A 23,844-nucleotide genomic window follows, 5' to 3' on the forward strand; every position below is an offset into this window, starting at 1 on the left:
GGGCATTTTGCATCGTTCGTCCGTCGCACGCCCCAGTCGTCCAGATCGCTCGAATTGCGGTCAGAAAATGGGCTTTCTCGACCGCTAGCGCGCTTGCCGGCTCGCTTAGACTTGGAATCGATTCGGTTCAGGCTCCCGCGCGGTCGCGTCTCGTCACACGACCATGCGGGAGCAAGCCTCGCGGGAAAGTCGGCCGCTCGGAACAGGCGCCATGCCAAGGCAGTCACGCCGCGTCAACCCATTCACTCGCTTGCCATGACCATGTCTGATCCTCATACCGTCAATTCGTCCGGCAATCGCGCCGAAATGCGGGCACCCAGCGTGCACGGGACCCCGGCAGCCGCCACGTTCGATGTTGCACAATTGCTGAAACAGGCGTGGCAGCTTCATGAAGCCGGGTTGCTGGCTGAAGCCGAAGTACTCTACCGCCACGTCCTGGAAATGGACCCAAACCATGTGGATGCACTCCGTTCGCTGGGCGTGCTGGCCCACAGTGCGAAGCAATACAACGCGGCAGTCGAGCTTCTCGACCGGGCACTGAACCTCGATCCATCGTCCCCGCAAATCCACGTGAATCTCGCAGATGTGCTGGCGGCCAGACGCGAACGCGTTGCCGCGGTCCCGCACTATCGAACCGCTATCGCGCTGCGCCCGACGTTTGTGGAAGCGTATGAACGCCTCGGCACCGCCTTGCTTGCCGAGGAGGATTTTGAAGCCGCCGTCGAGAACTACCGGCAACTCGTGCAGGTTTTCCCGGACAGTCCGACTGCCCTTCATAACCTTGGCGTGTCCCTCTCGTCGGCCAGACGGTACGACGAGGCGCTCGACACATACCGGCGCCTGCTCGAAGTCAAGCCCGATAGTCCGGCCGCATACACCAACATCGCCAATTCCCTGCTGGAACTGGGCAAATGCGACGAGGCGCTGGACGCCGCCACCAAGGCCGTCGAATTGCGTGCCGATTATCATCCGGCACATGTGGCGCTCGGCAATGTGCTGTTCAAGCTCGATCGACACGAAGAGGCTGTCGATGCCTATCGAAAGGCCATCGAAATAGTCCCGGACGATCCGACCGCGTACAACAACCTGGGCGCCACCCTGCTCGCACTGAAGAAATATGACGCAGCGGTCGACAGCTACCTTCAGGCGATCGACCGCAAGGCTGATCTGTTCCATACGTACGATTCCGTGCTGTTCGTGTTGAATTACAATCAGACGCGATCGATTCAGGACAATTTCCAGATTGCCAAACGCTACGGCCAGGCGGTCATGGCCAACGTACAGCCGTTCGTTCACGCTGCGGGTTCTACTACGCGGCGACCTTTGCGGGTTGGCTTCGTATCGGGCGATCTCCGACAGCACCCCGTCGGCATCTTTATTGAAAGCGTGCTGGCCAATCTGGACCGCACACGTATCGAACCGGTCGCTTATTCGCTGTCGTCCGGCGAAGATGCCGTCACCGCGCGCCTCAAACCGTCATTCACCGACTGGAAAAGCCTGCTCGATCGGACACCGCGCGAAAGCGCCGAGCTCATCCATGACGACAAGATCGATATCCTCATCGATCTTTCCGGTCATACCGCCAAGACCGGCCTGCCCACCTTTGCGTGGAAGCCGGCTCCGGTCCAGGCCACATGGCTCGGCTTTTTCGCGACGACAGGCGTGCCGACCATGGACTACATCATTGGCGACCAATACGTGCTGCCGGCCGACGAGGAAGACCATTTCGTGGAAAAGCCGTGGCGCTTGCCCGACGGCTACCTTTGCTTCACGACGCCGACCGATGACGTGGCAGTCGAAGCACTGCCCATGCTGGCGAACGGGTTCGTCACATTCGGCTGCTTCAACAAGCTGTCGAAAATGAATGACGATGTCGTGGCGGTATGGGCGAAACTGTTGCGCGCCGCTCCAACTGCACGCCTGATGCTGAAGAGCCACGAACTGAATACGGACACGGCCCGTGACGCAACCATCCGGCAATTCGCCGATCACGGCATCGAACCCGAGCGATTGATCCTGCAAGGGCAGTCCTCCCGCGCGGATTACTTCGCGCAGTACAACAAGATCGATGTCGCGCTGGACCCGTTCCCGTACAACGGCGGCACGACCACGGTCGAAGCGCTGTGGATGGGCGTACCCGTGGTCGCGCGGCACGGCGACCGGTTCTCGGCGCACATGAGCGAAGGCATCCTCCACCACGTCGGCCACCCCGAATGGATCGCCGACGACGATGAAGCGTATATCGCCAAGGCGCTCGAACTCGTCAGCGACCCGGCGCGCCTGGCTGAAATCCGTTCGGGGCTCCGGGCAGAACTGACTGCTTCGCCGCTTTGCGATGCGCCACGTTTTGCGCGCAAGCTGGAAGACGCTTTCGAGCAAATGTGGCAAAAGCATTGCAGCGAGGCGCAGGCAGACCCCGAAGCGTACATTGCCGCACAGATGGAGGCGGCCATCGAATGCCAATGCAACGAACGATTTGATGAGGCCGTGCGTCTTTATCAATCCGTGCTCGAATTGCAGCCAAACCATGCCGATGCGAACGAAAATCTCGGCATACTGGCGATTCAGACCGGTCATCCGAAACAAAGCCTGCCTTTCCTGAAGACCGCTGTCGAGGCCAAGCCGAAACGAGAGGATTTCTGGGCGGTCTATATCGAGGCGCTGTTGCTCAACAGCGAGTTCGACGCGGCCGAGCGTGCGCTGAAACTGGGCAGGAAACTCGGCCTGGCTTTGCACGGCATCGACGTCGATGCGAAACGGCAGGCCATGCAAGCGCCAGAAAACCTCGATGCGCTCGCCGACGAATTCGTGCCGACTTTGGAGGCACTGGAGCAGGGTGGCCTCTACGACGACATGTCGGCAGTCGCCCTGCAGATGACGCAGGTCTTGCCTCGACACGCGTTCGGATGGAAAGCGCTCGCAATCGCGCTGATCGGGCAAGGCCGCTTCATCGACGCTCGGCAGACGCTGGAAACTGCCAGCGCATTGCTGCCTGGCGACACCGAACTGCGCGACGTATGCCGCTGGATCGACAAGCGTCCACCGCTCGCCCAACGAGCAACGCCGACCTCGGCGAGCGAGCGATCCCTGCCGAATGCGAACGCGACGCCGCAAGCGGCGGAACGAGCGGTCACGAAACCGGCGCGTGAACATGCGATCGTCCTTCCCCAACTGGGCGAGCTGCCGATGGACAGGATCGTCACGTTCTCGGACGACTTGTCGTGGGGCATATCGAATCCCGCCCGTTTCAACGAGCTTATGGCTGAAGCCAGGACCCTGGTCACGCCGGGCTATTACTTCGGCGACAACCTGTTCACATGGGGCCGCAACAACTCGCTGTTCGAGGATGCCGCGTTTCGGACGGCGTGGGAATCGAACATCAGGAACGGTGCAGACAGGACCATCGCGTGGCGTCGCTACATTCTTGCCTGCTCCGCATACCAATGCGTCCAACTCGAAGGGGACTTTGTCGAATGCGGTGTCTACCAGGGCACCGGCATCAAGACCGTCATGGACTATCTGGGCGGCACCCGTTTCCCGAAGACATTCTGGGGCTACGACACGTTCGACTACAACCCGGTTCAGGGCCATCAATTCGACGGCCAGCAAGCAGGCTTTTTCGAAAAGGTCCAGGGACGCTTCGCCGGCTATACGCAGGTCAACCTTGTCAAAGGGCTGCTGCCGGAAGCCTTTTCCCAGGGCATGCCCGAGAAGGTCGCCTACCTGCATCTGGATCTCAATAATGTCGAAGGCGAAATCGCGGTCCTGGAGGCCCTGTTCGACCGAGTCGTCAGCGGCGGAATGATCATTCTGGACGACTACGAGTGGTCCGGCGTCTATCGACCGCAAAAGAAAGGCGAAGACCAGTGGCTTTCGGCACGGAACTATCGAGTATTCCCGCTGCCGACCGGTCAAGGCCTCGTCATCAAGCGTTGATGTTCGCCCAATGTGAATGAATCGCGCGCCCGAGACTGGCGAATAGCCGTACGCCATGTCCGGGCTCGCGATCCTTGGATTGGACAATGGATGCTGGATCAATTCCAGTCGATGCTCGGGTGCCGGACTCGATCGCTGTCCGCTGCCGGGTTGCCCGGATAGCACTTTTCATATTGCGCTATCCGATGGGCCCTCGAACCACGCTCAGCTACTCGAACTCGAACACCCCCCGCAACTGCTCGAACTGCACGAACTGGAACTGCACGAACCCGACGACCCGCAGCTCGACCCGGAGTCACTCGAGCAACTGCTGCCCAAACCGCCCGAACCGCCGCCGGTGCGTGCCGCGGCACCGAACGAAGCCCCCGGCGGCGCCATCAGCGCGCTCGAACGCAACGCCCAAGCGGTGCCGGCCAGCGCGCCCGCGCCGAACAGCGCCGCCGCCCACAGCAGGTCGTCCGGCGACTCGCGGTCGCGCTGACGCTCATCCCGGTACACATCGAGCCTTGCCTGCCCGCCGTACGTCGCGCCGCTGCGCCCGAATCCGGTCAGGCGCCGGGTCACGATGCGATACGCAAATGCGAACACCACCATGCTGATCACGAGCAGCAGCACCGGCCGGCCGCGGCTCAGCCCGACCGCGAGTTTCGCTGCGCCCGTGCCGAGCACGAGCAGCGCGATCGTGCGCGCGGCCATCCGCGCCGCCTGCATGTCGCCCGCCGCCCACAGCCAGCCGTTCTTGCGCAGCGCGGCGACGGTCTCCGGCTCGCGCCGCGCGAGACGCAGCCGAAATGCGTGATAGCTCGCCTCTTGATCGGGCTGCGCGTTCAGCCATTCCCAGTCGTCCGCATAGTCGCCCGCACGATCCGGGTAGGCCGCGCACACCCGGGCGCCGCGGCGCTGCGACGTCCAGAGCGCGATCGCGCCCGAATCCACGAGCGACAGCGTCGCGACCTGCGCCATCCGCGACGCGCCGCCCGCGAGATACGCCGCCTCTTCGGCACTCAGGTCGGGCGACGATTCGCGCTCGCGCGTCCCCCAGGTCCGGCGCAAATATTCGATCCGTTGCAGGCCCGCGATCAGCAACAACGCAGCGATGCCGACCGGGATGTAGAACGCGAGAAACTGCGGCCCCGTGTAGTCCAGCACGTTGAAATCGCTCGCGGACGCGCAGGTCGCCGCCACACCGGCCAGCGCCGCAGGCCACGCGAGCTTGATCGAACGTCGCCACCACGACGGCCTGCCGTCGGATCGGGACGGCGGCGTCGGCCCGGGCGGCACGTTTGCGCGCGGCCCGGCGCGCGGCGTCCGGGTGTCGTCGGGACGCTCGACGGCGGGACGCGGCCAGATCGATTCGGGCGGCTCGCAGCCGAACCAGCGGCGGTAGCTGTCGAGGGTCTGCCGGTAGTGCCGAGCGTACACCGCGCGTTCATCGGGTTCGCCGGTACCGGGCATGTGGTGCAGCGGCGCGCGCAGCACGTCGGCGCAGAACACGTCCCAGTATTCGAGCGTGTACTGCAGGTGCAGATGCCATGCGGCGTCGACCGCGAGCGACGGCGTGACCGGATGCCCCGCCACTTGCGCGAGGAACGCGTAGCGCTTGTATTCGTCGATGACGGCGAGCGCGTGCTCGTGCGACCAGCCTTCCGCCTCCGCGAGGCGGCGGCTGTACGGCATCGGCGCAGCGGGGTTGTCAGGCGAATACGCGTGCAGCCGCGCGAGCAGCGCCTGCTGCGGTTCGGTCAGCGCGCACGCACCCGTTGCGGCTGGGGAAGGCTGGAATGGAGCCATCGCAGGTTGGCGCGATGCGCGGGCGGCCGCCGCGACCGACGCCTGGAGTTATCGTTGCTGGCGATTCTCGCACAACGGTGTGGCAGCGCGATGAGTGCCTGCCGGCTGCGGATGACCTGCGCGCGCCGCGCCGTCATGGCGGGATTTCCCGCTCGGGCAAAGCGGTATCCCCCCTCTACGGCACACCGGAGCCGAGGCGACGGGCGGATCGGACCTGGCGACAGGCAGCGCCGCGCCGCAGACGCTCAGCGCATGTCGCCGGCTTCGGCCACCGACGCGTCGTGCGCCGCGAACTGTGACGCGAATCGTGCCTCGCACGCCTGCCGCACCCGCTCGACCACCATGATCCAGGTGTCGCCGAGCCCGCGCCGGAACATGCGCAGCGTGCAGGGATACCACGGCGAATCCTCCCGGTCATGCATCCAGCGCCAGTCCACGTCCTGGTTAGGCAGCAGCACCCAGCACGGCTTGCCGAGCGATGCCGCCAGATGCGCGGTCGACGTGTCGACGCAGATCACGAGATCGAGCTGCGCGACGATCGCGGCGGTGTCCGCGAAGTCGTCGATCTCCGAGCCGAGCGGCAGCAGCGGAAAGCCGCCGGGCGGATGGCGCGCGTCGTCCTCCCCCTGCCCCTTCTGCAGACTGACGAAGCTGACGCCCGGCACGCTCCACAGCGGCGTGAGCACCGCGAGCGACGGCAGCGAGCGGTGCGCGTCGTTGTGGTGTTTCGGATTGCCCTTCCACACGAGGCCGATCCGCGGTCCGGCCGGCAGTGCCGCCAGCCGCGCGCGCCAGCGCTCGACCCGGGCAGGATCCGGCGTAAGCCGTACCGGCGGCGGAATCGTGTCGAGCGTCGTGCCGAAATGCAGCGGCGCGCTCAGGAGACTCGTCCAGCAATCGAATTCCGCGACGCGCGCGGCTGCCGCATCGTGGTCGAGCACCTCGTCGACGCCGTCGACGGTTTCCATCAGCCGGTGCAGCGCAGGCTGGCACGCGAACACCACGCGTGCCGCGCGTTGCGCGCGGAAGCCGGCGAAATAGCGGCTGAACTGCAGCATGTCGCCGAGGCCGTCCTCCTGCCAGACGAGCAGCGTCTTGCCGGCGAGCGGCTCGCCCTGCCACTGCGCGCAGCGCAGCACCTCGCGCGTCTTGCGATGGACGAATCCGGGCTGCTCGTAGCGCGACTCGTAGAGCCGCCAGCCCTCTTCAAAGCGGCCGAGGCCGAGCAGCAGCGTCGCCAGCCCGAAACGCGCGTCGCCATAATCGGCGCGCAATTCGAGCGCCCGCCGGTACGCACGCTCCGCATCGTCATGCCGACCGACATGCGCGAGCAAGGCGCCGAAGTTGTAGTGCACTTCGGCCAGTTGCGGTGCAAGCGCGAGCGCCTGCGCGAACGCGGCCATCGCTTCGTCGTGGCGGCCCAGCGCGCGGACGACGCAGCCGAGGTTGTTGTGTGCGTGCGCGAGGCCGGGACGGCAACGGATCGCGTCGCGATAGGCAAGCTCCGCCTCGGGCAGGCGATCCTGGTTCTGCAGCGCGATCCCGAGGTTGTAGTGCGCCTCCGGATGGTCCGGACAGAGCGCGACCGCCTGCCGGCTGGCCGCTTCCGCTTCGGGCAGCCGCTGCAGGTCGACGAGGACCGCGCCGAGATTCGCGTGCGCGAGCGCGTGGTCCGCGCTGACCGCGATCGCGAGGCGGTATGCGAGCTCCGCCTCGGCCGGCCGGCCGAGCGCCCGGAGCACATTGCCGAGATCGGTCAGCGCGTCCGGGTAGCGCGGTTCGATCAGCAACGCGTGCCCGAACGCGTGCTCGGCCTCGTCGAGCCGGCCGAGCGCCTCGAGGACCTTGCCGAGCCGGTGATGGTGCGGCGCCCGCACGGGACGCACGGCCGCGAGCTGCCGGCGGCATACCGCCTCGGCTTCGGCCAGCCGCCCAAGCGCGACGAGCAGCGCGCCGAGGCCTTCGTACGGCGGGTCGAAATCCGGCGCGACGTCGAGCGCGTGCCGCCACCATGCTTCCGCATCCGCCAGCCGGTTCAGGCCAAGCGCGCAGACTGCCGCGACATGCAGCGCCAGAACCGGCGATGCCGGCGCGTCGAGCAGCGGCGCGACGAGCGACAGTGCATCGGCATGGCGTCCTTTCTGGCACAGCTCGGCGGCTTGTTGAACGCGGGCGGGATCGTCGAGAACAGGCGTCGTCATGGAAGGCTGGGAGGCGCGGCGGGTGGTTTGTCACGTCGAGCCGGTACGGCGGCGTCGCGACACGCACGGTGCGCGGTGCGCGGCTCGGGCAGCCATTTCGGCACGGACAGGTTCGAATGGCAGATTACCGAACCGCGCGCAACCGCGATGCATCGAACTGAGCACATTCCGCGGCGCTGTTCGGGGAATCAGTCGAGACGGCCGGGCGGCCGTCTCTTTCGCGGGTTCGGGCAGCCGACTCGAGCCGCCGGCAAAAGCGGCCCGGGACACATGCGAGGCCCAGCGACTCAACGAGGCGCGGCTTGTTGAATGGCGTCGACAAGTTCGGCATTGCTATAAGCGCGACCGGCTATTCCCCATGCGCCATCTGCCGCATAAACGACGTTCGTCCAGATGTGGTCGCGCCTGAGGCGCCCGTCCGCGGCTCGCTCCAGAATCGCCGCAGCCTCTTCGGTAAAGGCCTGTCTGGCCGCCTGCGTCGCGAGCGCGATCGCCGGCAATTTGAGTTCGATGAAGGCGGCCGCGGCCGGCTCGCCGCCCGAGAAAACATGCTGCTTAGGCAACACGTTGAGCGTCCCGATCACGTTCGGCTCCATGAACGGGTTGCCGTCGAGCTGATTGACCTTCAGGAGCGCATCCGTCAATTCGGAAAAAGCGCGGGCCTCGGCTTCGGGTGAAAGCAGTCCTTCTGGCACGGTGAGCGTAATCGGCATGGCAGTTCCTCTGGCGTGAACAACGGCGGGGGGAGTGGTATAAATAATGACTGCTCTCTAAGCATAGACACCGGCTGCTCTCTATACAAGAAAAAAGAGCGGTCACTCTCAAAGCGAGTCATCGACATGCGTTACTCAGCCGAACACAAGACCGAAACCCGCAACCGGATCCTCGACGCGGCCGGCCAGCTTTTCCGCAGGAACGGTTACGGCGGCTCGGGCATCGACGGCCTGACGAAGGCAGCCGGCGTCACGAACGGCGCGTTCTACGGACATTTCAAATCGAAGAGCGACGCGTTCCGCACGGTGGTGCTGTCGGGCCTCGAAGCGTTGCGACTCAAGATCGGAGAACTGAGGACGAACCTGGGCGCGCGCTGGCTCGACACGTTCATCGCGTTTTACCTGGGCCCCAAGCGCACCTGCGACATCGGCGAAAGCTGTGCGCTGCCGAGCTTCTCGCCGGAGATGGTGCGCGCCGACGACGAAACCCGCGACGCCTACGAGGCGGAGCTGCGCAAGCTGTTCGACGCGGTCTCGGCAGGCTTGCCCGAGGGCTCGGGCAACGAGCGGGACGACAAGGCAATCGCGCTGCTCGCGCTGCTGTCGGGCGGGGTCACGCTGGCGCGCGCGGTGCCGGATCCGGCGCTGTCGGAACGGATCGCCCATGCGGTCGGCAAGATGGCGGCGGCGATGACGTCGGACGAGTCGTCGGAGCCGGCTCCGTCGTCAAAGCCACGCTGAAACGATCGTGGGAATAGCGACGGCTACATCGACGCCGACGAGGGTTGCAGTGAGACTGCGACGGGAAATGGAAACCGCTGAAGGCCTTACGGCAATTGGCGCGCCCGGCTGGGATCGAACCAGCAACCCCTGCCTTCGGAGGGCAGTACTCTATCCATTGAGCTACGGGCGCCTGTGACAGTGAAGCGACCCCAAATACTTTGGCCGTCCACGATTGGCAAGACGGCAAGGATACCCGGTTTCACATGACGCGTCCACCACACGCGCCGAATCAGCCGCCGGGCCCGCTTCCGTGCGGGTAAACACGCGTCACCGCGCCGCTCGCGGTGATGTAAACGTTCCGTCTATAATCGTCCGTGCTTCTATTAACAGCCATTTTGCCGTTGCACCGCTCACAATTCCTATTCACGGAGACGAGGCAAGCATGAGCGAAGCATCCCACGAATCTCCCGTCAAAACCCCCGGGCAGCTGATTGCTGTCATCATCGCGTCGTTCGTCGTCCCCATTGCCGTCATCATCATGTTCGCCACCTACGCGAACCATGCATACCGCTCGGGCGCCGGCACCGACGCGCTGTCCGACGAACAGGTCGCGAAGCGCATTGCGCCGCTCGCAATGGTCGACGTGAAGGACGCCAACGCGCCGCGCACCTACAAGACCGGCGAGGAAGTCTACAAGGCCGTCTGCGTGGCCTGCCACGGCACCGGCGCCGCGGGCGCGCCGAAGTTCGGCAACAAGGACGACTGGGCGCCGCGCATTTCGCAAGGCTTCGACACGCTGCTGAAGACCGCGCTCGCCGGCAAGGGTGCGATGCCCCCGCGCGGCGGCACGAGCCCCGACGACTACAGCGACTACGAGATCGCCCGCGCGATCGTCTACATGGCGAACAACGACGGCGCGAATTTCCCCGAACCGGCCGCGCCGGCCGCCAATGCCGCACCGGCGGCAGCGGCCGCAGGCGCCGCCCCCGCGTCCGGCGCCGCCGATGCCGCGAGCGCGCAGATCGCCGCCGCGCAGGCCGCGATCGCCGCGATCCCGAAGGCAGGCGAAGCACCCGCGGCCGCGCCGACGAGCGCTGACGCCGCATCCGCCGGCAAGGCGCTGTACACGCAGGTCTGCCAGGCCTGTCACGCGGCGGGCGTGCTCAATGCGCCGAAGTTCGGCAGCAAGGAAGACTGGGCGCCGCGCCTGAAGGACTCGATGGACACCGTCTACAACTACGCGCTGCACGGCAAGGGCGCGATGCCGCCGAAGGGCGGGTCGAACGCGTCGGACGCCGACGTGAAGGCCGCCGTCGACTACATGGTCAACGCCGCGAAGTAACGGCAACACCACCGCCGCTCGATAAAAGAACCCCCGCGTTGCGCAAGCATCGCGGGGGTTTCATTTTGACGGGACTGCCACGTCGGGCCGCAGGGTGACGCGTCGCGCCGGACTCGACTGCGCCAGATCCCACCGAACGCCCGCCGGCACGATGGCCGGGCGAGGCGTGCGGCGCGAAGCTTGTCGACGGGCCGGGGCCGTGCCGCCCGCCGCCCGCCGCACGGTCATTTCTGCAGCAGCGCCTTCAGGCTCGCGAGCCGGTCCTTCGGCGTCATCGGCGCCTCTTCGGGCGTGGGCGGCGGCGCATCGTCGAGGCCCATCTCCGGGATGAAGCGGGACGGCTCGCAGACTACCGTCTCGCGCGCCCGCTTGCGCTTCTTGCACCAGTTCAGATGCAGGCTGCGCTGCGCGCGCGTGATCGCGACGTACATCAGCCGGCGCTCCTCCTCGATCCGTTCGCTGTCGATCGGGCCGTCGTCCTCGCTGCCGCCGCGATGCGGCATGATCCCTTCCTCGACGCCGACCAGGAACACGTGCGGATACTCGAGCCCCTTCGACGCATGGACGGTCGACAGCCGCACGGCGTCCGGGTCCTCGTCCTTGCCTTCGAGCATCGACATCAGCGCGACGGTCTGGATCAGGCCGAGCAGGTTCTTGCCGGTGTCGGCGAGCCCGTCCGCGTTGTGGAAGCCTTCGGCCTCGCCGTCGACGGCCTCCGCCGCCTCGGGCTTCGTGCCCTTGCGCTTCAGCCATTCGAGAAATTCGAGCACGTTCTGCCACTTCGACTGCGCCTGCCGCTCGTCGAACGCGTCGTACAGGTAGGCCTCGTAGTGGATCGCCTCCATCATGTCGTCGAGCACGACGGTCGCGGGCTCCTTGTCCGCGCGGTCGGTCAGTCGCTGGATGAAGTCGCAGAACATCCGCAGCGGCTCCACCTGGCGCGCGGACAGCCGCGCCTCGATGCCGCCCATGTAGACCGCCTCGAACAGCGACACCTTCGCCTGTCCGGCGAACGAGCCGAGCGCCTCGAGGGTCGTGTTGCCGATCCCGCGGCGCGGCGTCGTGACCGCGCGGATGAACGCGGGATCGTCGTCGGCGTTCGCGATCAGGCGCAGGTACGCGCACAGGTCCTTGATCTCGGCCTTGTCGAAGAACGACTGGCCGCCCGACAGCACGTACGGGATCCGCTCGCGTCGCAGCACCTGCTCGAAGATCCGCGCCTGGAAGTTGCCGCGATACAGGATCGCGTAGTCGCGGAACTGCGTGCGGCGCTCGAACTTGTGCGCGGACAGCCGGAACACGACCGATTCAGCCTCGTGCTCCTCGTCGTTGCACGGCGTGACGGTGATCGAATCGCCCATCCCGTGCTCGGACCACAGCTTCTTCTCGAACAGCTTCGGGTTGTTCGCGATCACGTTGTTCGCGGCGGTGAGGATGCGCACTGTCGACCGGTAGTTCTGCTCGAGCTTGACCAGGTGCAGCTTCGGGAAGTCCTTGCCGAGCTGCGCGAGGTTCTCGAGCGTCGCGCCGCGCCAGCCGTAGATCGCCTGGTCGTCGTCGCCGACCGCCGTGAACGCGGCGCGCGGGCCCGCGAGCAGCTTCAGCAGCGCGTACTGGCACGCGTTGGTGTCCTGGTACTCGTCGATCAGCAGGTAGCGCAGCTTGTTCTGCCAGCGGTCGCGCACCTGCTCGTTCTTCGCGAACAGTTCGGTCGGCAGGCGGATCAGGTCGTCGAAGTCGACAGCCTGGTACGCGTGCAGCGTCGCGACGTAGTTGCGGTAGACCAGCGCGGCCTGGTGCTCGTCCTCGTTCGCCGCGATCGTCAGCGCCTGCTCGGGCGTGACGAGGCCGTTCTTCCACAGCGAGATGATGTTCTGGATCTTGCGGATCAGGCCCTTGTCGGTCGTGCCGATCTGCTCCTGGATCATCCCGAAGCAGTCGTCCGAATCCATGATCGAGAACTGCGGCTTCAGGCCGACGTGCTCGGCCTCCTGGCGCAGGATCTGCACGCCGAGCGAGTGGAAGGTGCAGACGGTGAGCTGGTTGACGGGCACCTTGCGGCCTTCCTTGCCGGGCGTGGTGAGCGTCTTGCCTTCGAGCAGCTTCGACACGCGCTCGCGCATTTCGGCGGCCGCCTTGTTCGTGAACGTGACGGCGGCAATGTGGCGCGGCTCGAAGCCTTTCGCTTCGATCAGGTGCGCGATCTTCTGCGTGATCACGCGCGTCTTGCCGCTGCCCGCGCCGGCGAGCACGAGGCAGGGACCGTCGAGATAGCGCACCGCTTCGTTCTGAGCGGGATTGAGGCCTGCGGACATGGTTGCGGATGGTGTTGCGGTTGACGGCTGGACGCCGGGAGGATGCCGCGCGCGGGGTGCCGGGTCGGCCTGCGGACGCACGGGCAGGACGCGCATGTTAACACGCCGGCGGCGGCGATTTCCGGAGCCCCGCCGGGCGGGGCCGGGCGGGCGGATGCATGCTTGCGCCCCTTTTCCGTTCGGCCAATTCCGCTTCGCGAGAGCTGCGTTGCACGACAATCGGGTGACTCGATCGCGCGCAATGCGTCTGACAAAATGCGCGAATCCTCACACCGGCCCCGTGCCAAAATATCCGGTCGTCGGCGCCGCCACAAGGCGCCTGATCCTTTCGTTTCCCTTGTTGCCAAGGAGTGCCATGTCGTCATTGCTCAAGATTGGTTTGATGGGTTTCGGTTTCGCCGGCACGACGTTTCACGCGCCGGTGATCGCGGCGAGCGGCCGCACGCAGGTCGCCGCGATCGCCACCGGCCAGCCGGATCGCGCGAAGGCCGCGTATCCGGATGCCCGCGTCGTGGCCGATCTCGACACGCTGCTGAGTCTCGACGACATCGAATGCGTGGTGATCGCCACGCCGAACGACACGCACTTCCCGCTCGCACGCCAGGTGCTCGAAGCGGGCCGCCACGTCGTCGTCGACAAGCCCGTGACGCTGACGTCCGGCGAGGCGCTCGCGCTCGCGCGGCTCGCGAACGCGCGCAGCCGCGTGTTCGCGCCGTTCCACAACCGCCGCTGGGACGGCGATTTCCTGACCGTGCGCCGCGTCGTCGACTCCGGCGAGCTCGGCCGCATCACGTACGTCGCGTCGCACTTCGACCGCTTCCGGCCGCAACTGCGCACCCGCTGGCGCGAGGAAGCCGCGCGCGGCGGCGGCCTGCTGCTCGATCTCGGCCCGCACCTGATCGACCAGGCACTCGCGCTGTTCGGCCTGCCCGAGACCGTCAGCGCGACGGTCAAGGTGCGCCGCGACAACGGGTCGGCGCCTGATTTCGTGCATCTGCAGCTCGGCTATCCGGACAAGGACGTCGCACTGCACGCGAGCGCGCTGTCGGCGATCGAGCCGGCGCGCTTCACGCTGCACGGCACGCGCGGCAGCTACCAGAAGTTCGGACTCGACACGCAGGAAGACCAGCTGAAGGCGGGCCTCACGCCCGATCACGTCGAATTCGGTGGCGGCAACCCGCCCGGCCTGCTGCGCGTGCTCGACGGCGACGTCGAAACCGAGCGGCCCGTGCCGACGCTCGACGGCCAGTACGCGGAGTTCTACCGCGCGCTCGCCGCGTCGATCCGCGACGGCGCACCGTTCCCCGTCACGCCGCAGGACGCGGTCGACGTGATGACGATCATCGAGCTCGCCGCGCAAAGCGAGCACGAAGGCAGGCGCGTGCCGTTCGTGCGCAAGGTGGTGTGACGCGATCGGCCCCGAGCTGCCGCCCCGTCCTGCTCGATCAAGTCAGAACAATCGGTTACAAATGGCGCGGGAACGAAAGTCAGCGGTACCCGTGTCTGACGCGTTTCTCAAAAAAGTCGATCCGACACCAAACCGCCTGGAGAATGTGATGCAACGGTTGATTCGCGCGGCAGCTTGCTGCGCCCTGGTTTCCTCGCTCGCGGCGTGCATCGTCACGCCGCCACAGCAACCTCGCCCGGCGCCGGCGCCGCGCCCCGCGCCCGCGCCGCAAGTGAATCCGCAGGTCGTCGGCTACGAGCGCATGCAGCAGATCCAGGGCCGGATCGACAACCTGCATCGCCGGATCGACGCGCGCGTGAACGGCGGCTACTATCCGCCGCCATACGGCGCGCAGCTCCATCACCGCCTCGACGTGATCCGCCAGGAATCGAACGACATGTCGGCGCAGCACGGCGGCGGCCTGTCGGCCGACGAGCAGCGCGTGCTGAACCAGGAACTCGACACCGCGGCGCGCGCGATCGGCGAGTAACGCCGGCGCCCGTCGGCCTCGAAAACGCGGCGGCGCCCTGCTGCCGCTTGTCCCCAAGCGACATCGATTTGCCCAAATTGACAAGGCTTCCGGGCTCGCGTACAGTCGCCCGCACGCGTCGGGAGAGCGCGTGACGGCGTTGCAGCAACGCCGGTCGCGCCGCCGAAGGGGCACACCCGCAAACTCTCAGGCAAAAGGACCGGCCGCGTCGAAGAATCCCGCCTGCGCATGTCGCAGGCCACGTTCTTCGCACTCTGGAGAGCGGCAGTAGCCCGTTGCGCATCGTCAGCGCGGGCAGGCTGCCCACCGAAGGGGCGCGCGTTCGCCGGGCTGGTCCCGCAGCGCAATCTCTCAGGTATCGAGGACAGAGGGGCATGTACAGGATCGTCCGCAGGCTCAAGGCCGCGGCGGTCGACACATCGCCGTATTGTCCCGCGCGCAAGCGCTTGCCTGAGGCCTCGATGACCGCACTCAAACACACCCCGCTCAACGCCGCGCACCGCGCGCTCAACGCCCGCATGGTCGATTTCGGCGGCTGGGACATGCCCGTCAACTACGGCTCGCAAATCGAAGAGCACCAGGCCGTGCGCACCGACGCCGGCATGTTCGACGTGTCGCACATGTGCGTCGTCGATTTCACCGGCAGCCGCGCGCGCGCGTTCTTCGAGCACGCGATCGCGAACAACGTCGGCAAGCTCAAGACGCCCGGCAAGGCGCTCTACTCGTGCCTGCTCAACCCGCAGGGCGGCGTCATCGACGACCTGATCGTCTATTACTTCACCGAGGACTTCTTCCGCGTCGTCGTCAACGCCGGTACCGCGGAGAAGGACATCGCGTGGTTCAACCAGCTCAACGAGGCAGGCGGCTACGGCCTCACGATCGCGCCGCGCCGCGATTTCGCGATCGTCGCCGTGCAGGGCCCGAACGCCCGTGAAAAAGCCTGGACCACGATTCCCGCCGCGCGCGCCGCGACGAGCGAGCTGAAGCCGTTCAACGCCGCGCAGGTCGCGGGCACGCCGTTCGGCGACCTCACCGTCGCGCGCACCGGCTACACCGGCGAAGACGGTTTCGAGGTGATCGTCCCGGCAGCTCACGTCGAAGCGCTGTGGAACGCACTGCAGCAAAACGGCGTGCGTCCGTGCGGGCTCGGCGCGCGCGACACGCTGCGCCTCGAGGCCGGCATGAACCTTTACGGCCAGGACATGGACGACACCGTGTCGCCGCTCGACGCGGGGCTCGCCTGGACGGTCGACCTGACGGCGCCGCGCGCGTTCGTCGGCCGCGACGTGCTCGAGCGCGACGGCTCGCGCGCCGCGTTCGTCGGCCTGATCCTGCAGAAGGAAAACGGCAAGGCGGGCGGCGTGCTGCGCGCCCACCAGAAGGTCGTCACGCCGCACGGCGAAGGCGAGATCACGAGCGGCACGTTCTCCCCGTCGATGCAGGAATCGATCGCGTTCGCGCGCGTGCCGACGGCCGTGCAGATCGGCGACACCGTGCAGGTGCAGATTCGCGACAAGCATCTTCCCGCGCGCGTGGTAAAACTGCCGTTCGTGCGCAACGGCAAGGTCCTCGCTGCGTAACGACCCGGAGGCCGGGCGGCATGGCGCCCGGCGAACCACACCCGGCGCACCGTCACGGTGCGTCAGAACGAAGAATCACACCCTTTCTATTCAGGAGCATCCGATGAGCAACGTTCCGGCCGAACTCAAGTACACCGACGAACACGAGTGGATCCGCACCGAAGCCGACGGCACGCTGACGATCGGCATCACCGATCACGCACAGAACACGCTCGGCGACATCGTCTTCCTCGAACTGCCGCCGGTCGGCAAGCAGGTGAAGGCAGGCGACGCGATCGGCGTCGTCGAATCGGTGAAAGCGGCGTCGGACATCTATTCGCCCGTGTCGGGCGAGGTGATCGCGATCAACGCGGACGCCGTCGACACGCCGGAAGAGGTGAACAGCGACGCGTACGTCACGTGGCTGTTCAAGATCAAGCTCGCCGCCGACGCATCGACCGACGGCCTGCTCGACGCAGCCGCCTACGCGAAACTGGTCGACTGACCCAACCACTCAAGCATTGCGCGGCGCGCCGGCCCGGCAGCACGGGCCGCGCCCCGCGCGAGACCCGAGTAAGCGCTGAAGCGCCAACTCGGGTCGACACTGGAACGCCATGAAGCTCGAACACCCGGACCGCCTGATGAACCGCACGCCCCTCTCGCTCGCCGCGCTCGAAACGCACGACGCATTCGCCGAACGCCATATCGGCCCCGACGCCGCCAGCCAGCAGTCGATGCTCGACACGCTCGGCTTCGCGTCGCGCGCCGCCCTGATCGACGCCGTGATTCCCGCATCGATCCGCCGCGCGGAAACGCTGCCGCTCGGCCCGTTCTCGCAGCCGAAGAGCGAACGGGAAGCGCTCGCCGCACTGCGCGAGCTCGCGGACAAGAACCAGGTGTTCCGCTCGTACATCGGCCAGGGCTACTACGACACGCACACCCCGGCGGTGATCCTGCGCAACGTGCTCGAAAACCCGGCGTGGTACACGGCCTACACGCCGTACCAGCCTGAAATTTCCCAGGGCCGCCTCGAGGCGCTCCTGAACTTCCAGCAGATGGTCGCCGACCTGACGGGCCTGGCGATCTCGAACGCGTCGCTGCTCGACGAAGCGACCGCGGCGGCCGAAGCGATGACGCTGCTGCAGCGCGTCGGCAAGCCGAAGTCGAACATCTTCTACGTCGCCGACGACGTGCTGCCGCAAACGCTGGAAGTGATCCGCACCCGCGCGCTGCCGATCGGCGTCGAGGTCAAGACGGGCCCCGCCGCCGACGCCGCGCAGTCGGACGCGTTCGGCGTGCTGCTGCAATACCCGGGCGTCAACGGCGACGTGCGCGACTACCGCGCGCTCACCGACGCGATCCACGCGGCCGGCGGCCACGTGGTCGTCGCGGCCGACATCCTCGCGCTGACGCTGCTGACGCCGCCCGGCGAATGGGGCGCGGACGTCGCGGTCGGCAACACCCAGCGCTTCGGCGTGCCGATGGGCTTCGGCGGCCCGCACGCCGCGTACCTCGCGGTGCGCGACGAATTCAAGCGCCAGATGCCGGGCCGTCTCGTCGGCGTGACCGTCGACGCGCAGGGCAAGCCCGCGCTGCGTCTCGCGCTGCAGACGCGCGAACAGCACATCCGCCGCGAGAAGGCGACCTCGAACGTGTGTACCGCGCAGGCGCTGCTCGCGATCATGGCGAGCATGTACGCGGTCTACCACGGCCCGCACGGCCTGAAGACGATCGCGCTGCGCGTGAACCGCATCGCGGCGCTGTTCGCCGCCGGCGTGAAGCAGCTCGGCTTCACGCCCGTCAACGACACGTTCTTCGACACGCTGACGATCGACACCGGCGCGCGCACCGCACAAGTCCATGCACTCGCGAACGCGAAGCGCGTGAACCTGCGCCGCGTCAGCGACACGCAGGTCGGCATCTCGATCGACGAGACGACGACCCGCGCCGATCTCGCCGACCTGCTCGCGATCTTCGCGCAAGCCGCGGGCGGCACCGCGCCCGACGTCGACGCGCTCGACGCGGGCTTCGGCGGCACGGCCGCGCTGCCGGCCGGCCTCGAACGCACGAGCGCATACCTGACGCACCACGTGTTCAACCGTCACCATTCGGAAACGGAAATGCTGCGCTATCTGCGCAGCCTGTCGGACAAGGATCTCGCGCTCGACCGCTCGATGATCCCGCTCGGCTCGTGCACGATGAAGCTGAACGCGACGTCGGAAATGCTGCCCGTCACGTGGCCCGAATTCGGCCAGATCCATCCGTTCGCACCGGCCGAGCAGACGGTCGGCTACCGCGAGATGATCGACCAGCTCGAGCAGATGCTCGTCGCGGCGACCGGCTACGCGGCCGTGTCGCTGCAGCCGAACGCGGGCTCGCAGGGCGAGTACGCGGGCCTGCTGATCATCCACGCGTATCACGCATCGCGCGGCGAGAGCCACCGCGACGTCTGCCTGATCCCGGCGTCCGCGCACGGCACGAACCCGGCGTCCGCGCACATGGCAGGCATGAAGGTCGTGGTCGTCGCGTGCGACGCGCAGGGCAACGTCGACATCGAGGACCTGAAGGCGAAGGCCGACGCGCATGCGAACGACCTCGCGGCGATCATGATCACGTACCCGTCGACGCACGGCGTGTTCGAGCAGAACGTCCGCGAGATCTGCGAGATCGTGCACGCGCACGGCGGCCAGGTGTACGTCGACGGCGCGAACATGAACGCGATGGTCGGCCTGACCGCGCCGGGCCAGTTCGGCGGCGACGTGTCGCACCTGAACCTGCACAAGACCTTCTGCATCCCGCACGGCGGCGGCGGCCCGGGCGTCGGCCCGGTCGCGGTCGGCGCGCACCTCGCGAAGTTCCTGCCGAACCAGCGTTCGACCGGCTACTCGCGCGACGAAAACGGCATCGGTGCGGTGTCGGCCGCGCCGTACGGCTCGGCGTCGATCCTGCCGATCTCGTGGATGTACATCGCGATGATGGGCGCGAAGAACCTGACCGCCGCGACGGAAACCGCGATCCTCAACGCGAACTACATCGCGAAGCGTCTCGCGCCGCACTACCCGGTGCTGTATTCGGGCCCGGGCGGGCTCGTCGCGCACGAGTGCATTCTCGACCTGCGTCCGATCAAGGATTCGAGCGGCATCAGCGTCGACGACGTCGCGAAGCGCCTGATGGACTACGGCTTCCACGCGCCGACGATGAGCTTCCCGGTGCCGGGCACGCTGATGGTCGAGCCGACCGAGTCGGAATCGCAGGAAGAACTCGACCGCTTCATCGCCGCGATGATCGCGATCCGCGACGAAATCTGTGCGGTCGAGGAAGGCCGCGCCGACCGCGAGGACAACCCGCTGCGTCACGCGCCGCACACGGCAGCCGTCGTCACCGCGAACGAATGGCCGCACGCGTACTCGCGCGAGCAGGCCGCGTACCCGGTCGCGTCGCTCGGCACGAACAAGTACTGGCCGCCGGTCGGCCGCGCGGACAACGTGTATGGCGACCGCAACCTGTTCTGCTCGTGCGTGCCGATGTCGGAATACGCGTAACCCGCGTAGCCCGCGCGTCGTGCGCGGTTCGCCCGATGCCGCGCCGCACGCAACCCGCCGGTTGCGTGCGGTTTCTGCATGGGACGCCAATCCGCCTGACGTTCGTCCCCCAATCCGGCTAACATCACACGCGATCCAGCCAATGAAGGAGTTCCGCATGGTGCGTTCGATGTTTCCGGGCCGCGAATCACGGCACATGCGGCGGCGCATGCGCGCCGGCGCGGTCGTGCCGACGCTCGTCGCGTCGCTGTCGATCGCCGCTGCCGGTCTTGGCGCCGCGGGCAGCGCGCGCGCCGCGATGAATTTCTGCGCGGCGCCCGCGCTGCAGTCGAGCGAGACGACGCAGGCCGAGCCGGGCGTGCAAGCGCTGATCCGCGGCGTCGATGCGCGCATCGGCACCCAGCCGAAGGCGATGCCCCGCGTGCATACCGAAGGCACGCTGCCGCATGAAGGCATCTACGACCAGAGCGCCGACGCGTTGAAGGACATGGAGCTGATGCGCGACGCGGCGCTCGCGTGGCGCGTGACGAACGCGCCGCGCTACCTGCAGCTCGTCGACCGGTTCCTGTACGCGTGGGCCACGACCTACCAGCCGGGCTTCAACCCGATCGACGAGACGCGTTTCGACAGCCTGATCCTCGCGTACGACATGACGGCGAGCGCGCTGCCGGTGAAGACGCGCAACGCGGCGGCGTCGTTCATCGCGAAACTCGGCACCGGCTACGTCGCGCAGATCGATGCGCAGAAGCGCCCGCTCACGGGCACCTGGCGCAACAACTGGCAGAGCCACCGGATCAAGCTGATCGCGCTGTCCGCGTTCACGCTCGGCGACCGCAAGATGATGAACGCCGCGCAGCGCCTGTTCGTCGAGCATCTCGCCGACAACATCGGACCAGACGGCACGACGTTCGACTTCGAGGAGCGCGACGCACTGCACTATGCGGTGTACGACCTGCAGCCGCTCGCGACCGCGGCGCTGGCCGCGCGCCGCTTCAACCGCAACTGGCTGCGCGAACGGGGCACGAACGGCGCGACGCTCGCCGCCGCGCTCGACTGGCTCGTGCCGTATGCGCGCGGCGAGAAGACGCACGAGGAATTCGTGCACTCGCCGGTGGCGTTCGACGCGAAGCGCCGCGAGGCCGGGATTCCGGGCTACACGGGGCAGTGGGACCCGAAAAACGCCACCGAGCTCTTTTATCTGGCTGCGCGGCTCGACGGGCGCTACGCGCCGGTCGCGCAGCAGCTTTCCCCGACGCCGCCCGCATGGCTAGCCGCGTGCTTGCCGCTGCAGGCGCGCTAGAATTTTTACAGCAACACTCAGCAATACAGGAAAGAAAATGGCAGTCAGCGTGTTTGACCTCTTCAAGATCGGCATCGGCCCGTCCAGTTCGCACACGGTCGGCCCGATGCGCGCCGCGCTGATGTTCGTCCAGGGCCTCGAGCGCGACGGCCAGCTCGACGCGACCGCGAACGTGAAGGTCGAGCTGTACGGGTCGCTCGGCGCGACCGGCAAGGGCCACGGCACGGACCGCGGCGTGATGCTCGGCCTGCTCGGCGACGCGCCGGACACCGTCGATCCCGGCACGATCGCCGAGCGCCTCGAAGCCGTGCGCACGTCGAAGACGCTCGCGCTGCTCGGCAAGCATCCGATCCCGTTCGTGCTGAAGGAGCACATCGCGTTCTACCGTCAGGCGCTGCCCGAGCACCCGAACGGCATGAAGCTGCGCGCGACCGACGCGAGCGGCGCGGTGCTCGTCGAGCGCACTTACCTGTCGGTCGGCGGCGGCTTCGTCGTGACGGCCGGCGCACCGAACACGAAGGTGCTGAGCGCGGCCGAGCAGATGACGCATCCGTTCCGCACCGCGGCGGAGCTGCTCGCGCTCACCGAAAAGACCGGCAAGTCGATCGCGCAGCTGATGTGGGAAAACGAGCGCGCGTGGCACACCGAGGAAGAAACGCGCGACGGCCTGCTGAAGATCTGGGGCGTGATGCAGTCGTGCGTGTCGCGCGGCTGCGGCGTCGACAACCCGGACGCGGACGGCCATCTGCCCGGCCCGTTCCAGGTCAAGCGCCGCGCGCCGCAGCTGTACCGCGCGCTGACGGGCAGCCCGGAACGCGCGCTGCAGGATCCGCTGTCGATGATCGACTGGATCAACCTGTACGCGATCGCGGTCAACGAGGAAAATGCGGCCGGCGGGCGCGTCGTGACCGCGCCGACCAACGGCGCGGCCGGCATCATCCCGGCGGTGCTGCATTACTACACGCGCTTCACGCCGGGTGCGAACGAGCAAGGGGTGATCGATTTCCTGCTGACGGCCGCCGCGATTGGCGTGCTGTACAAGCTCAACGCGTCGATTTCCGGCGCGGAAGTCGGCTGCCAGGGCGAAGTCGGGGTCGCATGCTCGATGGCGGCGGGCGCGCTCGCCGCGGTGCTCGGCGGCACGCCGCGCCAGGTCGAGAACGCGGCCGAGATCGGCATGGAGCACAACCTCGGCCTCACCTGCGACCCGGTCGGCGGGATGGTGCAGATTCCGTGCATCGAGCGCAACGCGATGGCGTCGGTGAAGGCCGTCAACGCGGCGCGCATGGCGCTGCGCGGCGACGGCACGCACTACGTGTCGCTCGATTCGGTGATCAAGACGATGCGCGAAACCGGCGCCGACATGAAGACGAAGTACAAGGAAACGTCGCGCGGCGGGCTGGCGGTGAATATCGTCGAGTGTTGATGGTGCAGTGAAAAAGCCGGCTCCGGGAGCGTCAACTTTCTCCGGCAGGCAGCCCTCCGCATCGCTTTGTAGGACGCGTTTCCACCTTGGGTGGAAACGCGTCCTAGTCGTTCAGCCAGTTCTCCAGCCTTACAGCGGGGTAGCTCGCAAAATCACGCTCGTTGTTGGTCACGAGTACAGCGTCGAGCGAAATCGCATGTGCGGCGATCAGCTTGTCCAGATGGTCTTTCTTGCGTTCCCGTGTCGCCTGTCGGACCGGCCCGTAGGCCTGCGCCGCCACCACATCGAACGGAGCGACGGGAATGTCCTCGATCAACGCCGCGAGATTCCGGCGCTCGCGATCGGGATTCGCACAGACCGCGACGCCATATTCGAGCTCGGCATAAGTGATCGCCGACATCACCACGTCTCCGACGTAACACCGCGCAAAGCGCTTCGCGACCTGCTCCGGTTGGTTCTTCATCAGGTAGATGCACATGTTGGTATCGAGCATGTAGCGCGGCATCACAGACCCTCGCGCTCAGCCTGCTCATGCTCACCGCGTCCGTCAGACATGAAATCCGACCCGAATTTCGCGAACTTCTCCATCACACCGACCAATGGCCGCCGCACCGGTCGAATGCGAATTTCATCGCCCACTCGCTCGATTTCGAGTTCGATGTCGCTGCGCTCGAAAGCCAGGTCCGCAGGAATGCGCACGGCTTGGGAGTTGCCGTTCCTGAACACTCGGGTGGTATGCATAGTCATCTCCCAATGCGGATGTACGATGGATGTACATTAGTCCACTTCAGGCAGAATGTAAATCCATGTGTGTACATCGCCTCGATCAGCGACCAGACGCGGAACATGCATCCCTGACGGCTGGGGGTGCGCAATCATGATTGCACCGGCTTCGTGGCCCCATCGCTTTCCTCGGCCACGCTTCGGCGGCGCCAGTTGGCGTCACCCAGGCCAACTCCTCTTTTGCTACGGCCACTGCCGTCGCACATGCAGCACGCGCAGCACCTCGGCGACGCGTTCGGCTTGCCGGATGCGATGAACAAGCACGTAGAATTGAGG

Annotated in this window: 16 protein-coding genes, 1 tRNA gene and 2 riboswitches; of the genes, 10 read left to right on the top strand and 7 right to left on the bottom strand. The window is 66.7% G+C overall.

Annotation, left to right across the window (positions count from 1 at the left end):
• The first annotated feature begins 261 nt into the window (after positions 1 to 261).
• Positions 262 to 3,936: a tetratricopeptide repeat protein gene (locus ACV229_RS04860; protein ID WP_448081992.1), complete on the top strand. Its 3,675-nt coding sequence runs from the start codon at positions 262 to 264 to the stop codon at positions 3,934 to 3,936.
• 204 nt (positions 3,937 to 4,140) lie between these two features.
• Here ACV229_RS04860 and ACV229_RS04865 read toward each other — a convergent pair whose 3' ends face one another.
• From ACV229_RS04865 to ACV229_RS04875, 3 genes are all read right to left on the bottom strand, one after another.
• Entirely contained in the window at positions 4,141 to 5,727 is a 1,587-nt protein-coding gene (locus ACV229_RS04865; protein WP_448081993.1) for a TIGR04222 domain-containing membrane protein, read from the bottom strand.
• Between the two features lie 245 nt (positions 5,728 to 5,972).
• Positions 5,973 to 7,928 (bottom strand): tetratricopeptide repeat protein, encoded by a 1,956-nt coding sequence (locus tag ACV229_RS04870; protein WP_448081994.1) that lies wholly within the window; start codon positions 7,926 to 7,928, stop codon positions 5,973 to 5,975.
• 287 nt (positions 7,929 to 8,215) lie between these two features.
• Positions 8,216 to 8,641, bottom strand: a complete 426-nt coding sequence (locus tag ACV229_RS04875) for a Tautomerase enzyme (protein WP_448081995.1) — start codon at positions 8,639 to 8,641, stop codon at positions 8,216 to 8,218.
• A 126-nt stretch (positions 8,642 to 8,767) separates the two neighbouring features.
• On the opposite strand from ACV229_RS04875, the gene ACV229_RS04880 reads away from it, so the two are divergent.
• On the top strand, positions 8,768 to 9,382 hold the full coding sequence (locus ACV229_RS04880; protein WP_448081996.1) for a TetR/AcrR family transcriptional regulator: 615 nt from the start codon (positions 8,768 to 8,770) through the stop codon (positions 9,380 to 9,382).
• A 96-nt stretch (positions 9,383 to 9,478) separates the two neighbouring features.
• Here ACV229_RS04880 and ACV229_RS04885 read toward each other — a convergent pair.
• Positions 9,479 to 9,554: transfer RNA gene (locus ACV229_RS04885), tRNA-Arg, on the bottom strand.
• A 252-nt stretch (positions 9,555 to 9,806) separates the two neighbouring features.
• Between ACV229_RS04885 and ACV229_RS04890 the strand changes: the two genes are divergently transcribed.
• On the top strand, positions 9,807 to 10,706 hold the full coding sequence (locus ACV229_RS04890; protein ID WP_448081997.1) for a c-type cytochrome: 900 nt from the start codon (positions 9,807 to 9,809) through the stop codon (positions 10,704 to 10,706).
• 224 nt (positions 10,707 to 10,930) lie between these two features.
• On the opposite strand, the gene ACV229_RS04895 is transcribed toward ACV229_RS04890, so the two are convergent.
• The gene (locus ACV229_RS04895; protein WP_448081998.1) at positions 10,931 to 13,021 is read right to left on the bottom strand and encodes a UvrD-helicase domain-containing protein; all 2,091 of its coding nucleotides are present in this window, start codon (positions 13,019 to 13,021) and stop codon (positions 10,931 to 10,933) included.
• Between the two features lie 355 nt (positions 13,022 to 13,376).
• Between ACV229_RS04895 and ACV229_RS04900 the strand changes: the two genes are divergently transcribed.
• The 7 genes from ACV229_RS04900 (at position 13,377) to ACV229_RS04930 (ending at position 22,785) form a co-directional block, all read left to right on the top strand.
• Positions 13,377 to 14,429, top strand: a complete 1,053-nt coding sequence (locus tag ACV229_RS04900) for an oxidoreductase (RefSeq protein ID WP_448081999.1) — start codon at positions 13,377 to 13,379, stop codon at positions 14,427 to 14,429.
• A 148-nt stretch (positions 14,430 to 14,577) separates the two neighbouring features.
• On the top strand, positions 14,578 to 14,958 hold the full coding sequence (locus tag ACV229_RS04905; protein WP_448082000.1) for a hypothetical protein: 381 nt from the start codon (positions 14,578 to 14,580) through the stop codon (positions 14,956 to 14,958).
• A gap of 109 nt (positions 14,959 to 15,067) precedes the next feature.
• Positions 15,068 to 15,171, top strand: a riboswitch (glycine riboswitch).
• Between the two features lie 31 nt (positions 15,172 to 15,202).
• A riboswitch (glycine riboswitch) is annotated at positions 15,203 to 15,336 on the top strand.
• Between the two features lie 83 nt (positions 15,337 to 15,419).
• Positions 15,420 to 16,538, top strand: a complete 1,119-nt coding sequence (gene gcvT, locus ACV229_RS04910; RefSeq protein ID WP_448082001.1) for a glycine cleavage system aminomethyltransferase GcvT — start codon at positions 15,420 to 15,422, stop codon at positions 16,536 to 16,538.
• A 103-nt stretch (positions 16,539 to 16,641) separates the two neighbouring features.
• Complete coding sequence (gene gcvH / locus ACV229_RS04915) at positions 16,642 to 17,022, top strand: glycine cleavage system protein GcvH (protein ID WP_448082002.1); 381 nt, start codon at positions 16,642 to 16,644, stop codon at positions 17,020 to 17,022.
• Positions 17,023 to 17,131: 109 nt separating this feature from the next.
• Complete coding sequence (gene gcvP / locus ACV229_RS04920) at positions 17,132 to 20,059, top strand: aminomethyl-transferring glycine dehydrogenase (protein WP_448082003.1); 2,928 nt, start codon at positions 17,132 to 17,134, stop codon at positions 20,057 to 20,059.
• A 157-nt stretch (positions 20,060 to 20,216) separates the two neighbouring features.
• The gene (locus ACV229_RS04925; protein ID WP_448082004.1) at positions 20,217 to 21,359 is read left to right on the top strand and encodes an alginate lyase family protein; all 1,143 of its coding nucleotides are present in this window, start codon (positions 20,217 to 20,219) and stop codon (positions 21,357 to 21,359) included.
• Between the two features lie 37 nt (positions 21,360 to 21,396).
• Positions 21,397 to 22,785: an L-serine ammonia-lyase gene (locus ACV229_RS04930; protein ID WP_448082005.1), complete on the top strand. Its 1,389-nt coding sequence runs from the start codon at positions 21,397 to 21,399 to the stop codon at positions 22,783 to 22,785.
• A gap of 103 nt (positions 22,786 to 22,888) precedes the next feature.
• On the opposite strand, the gene ACV229_RS04935 is transcribed toward ACV229_RS04930, so the two are convergent.
• Together ACV229_RS04935 and vapB are read right to left on the bottom strand one after the other, a co-directional pair.
• Positions 22,889 to 23,290, bottom strand: a complete 402-nt coding sequence (locus ACV229_RS04935) for a PIN domain-containing protein (RefSeq protein ID WP_448082006.1) — start codon at positions 23,288 to 23,290, stop codon at positions 22,889 to 22,891.
• Complete coding sequence (gene vapB / locus ACV229_RS04940) at positions 23,290 to 23,526, bottom strand: type II toxin-antitoxin system VapB family antitoxin (protein WP_448082007.1); 237 nt, start codon at positions 23,524 to 23,526, stop codon at positions 23,290 to 23,292. The genes ACV229_RS04935 and vapB overlap by 1 nt, the downstream gene beginning before the upstream one ends.
• Between the last annotated feature and the right edge of the window lie 318 nt (positions 23,527 to 23,844).

The sequence above is a fragment of the Burkholderia sp. MR1-5-21 genome, from assembly GCF_053427715.1.

Coding starts and splice junctions, on each gene's coding strand:
- ACV229_RS04865 (WP_448081993.1), bottom strand. CDS start 5,727: ATGGCTCCATTCCAGCCTTCCCCAGCCGCAACGGGTGCGTGCGCGCTG.
- ACV229_RS04875 (WP_448081995.1), bottom strand. CDS start 8,641: ATGCCGATTACGCTCACCGTGCCAGAAGGACTGCTTTCACCCGAAGCC.
- ACV229_RS04900 (WP_448081999.1), top strand. CDS start 13,377: ATGTCGTCATTGCTCAAGATTGGTTTGATGGGTTTCGGTTTCGCCGGC.
- gcvH (WP_448082002.1), top strand. CDS start 16,642: ATGAGCAACGTTCCGGCCGAACTCAAGTACACCGACGAACACGAGTGG.
- ACV229_RS04905 (WP_448082000.1), top strand. CDS start 14,578: ATGCAACGGTTGATTCGCGCGGCAGCTTGCTGCGCCCTGGTTTCCTCG.
- ACV229_RS04895 (WP_448081998.1), bottom strand. CDS start 13,021: ATGTCCGCAGGCCTCAATCCCGCTCAGAACGAAGCGGTGCGCTATCTC.
- vapB (WP_448082007.1), bottom strand. CDS start 23,526: ATGCATACCACCCGAGTGTTCAGGAACGGCAACTCCCAAGCCGTGCGC.
- ACV229_RS04925 (WP_448082004.1), top strand. CDS start 20,217: ATGGTGCGTTCGATGTTTCCGGGCCGCGAATCACGGCACATGCGGCGG.
- ACV229_RS04935 (WP_448082006.1), bottom strand. CDS start 23,290: ATGCCGCGCTACATGCTCGATACCAACATGTGCATCTACCTGATGAAG.
- gcvP (WP_448082003.1), top strand. CDS start 17,132: ATGAAGCTCGAACACCCGGACCGCCTGATGAACCGCACGCCCCTCTCG.
- ACV229_RS04930 (WP_448082005.1), top strand. CDS start 21,397: ATGGCAGTCAGCGTGTTTGACCTCTTCAAGATCGGCATCGGCCCGTCC.
- ACV229_RS04890 (WP_448081997.1), top strand. CDS start 9,807: ATGAGCGAAGCATCCCACGAATCTCCCGTCAAAACCCCCGGGCAGCTG.
- ACV229_RS04880 (WP_448081996.1), top strand. CDS start 8,768: ATGCGTTACTCAGCCGAACACAAGACCGAAACCCGCAACCGGATCCTC.
- ACV229_RS04870 (WP_448081994.1), bottom strand. CDS start 7,928: ATGACGACGCCTGTTCTCGACGATCCCGCCCGCGTTCAACAAGCCGCC.
- ACV229_RS04860 (WP_448081992.1), top strand. CDS start 262: ATGTCTGATCCTCATACCGTCAATTCGTCCGGCAATCGCGCCGAAATG.
- gcvT (WP_448082001.1), top strand. CDS start 15,420: ATGACCGCACTCAAACACACCCCGCTCAACGCCGCGCACCGCGCGCTC.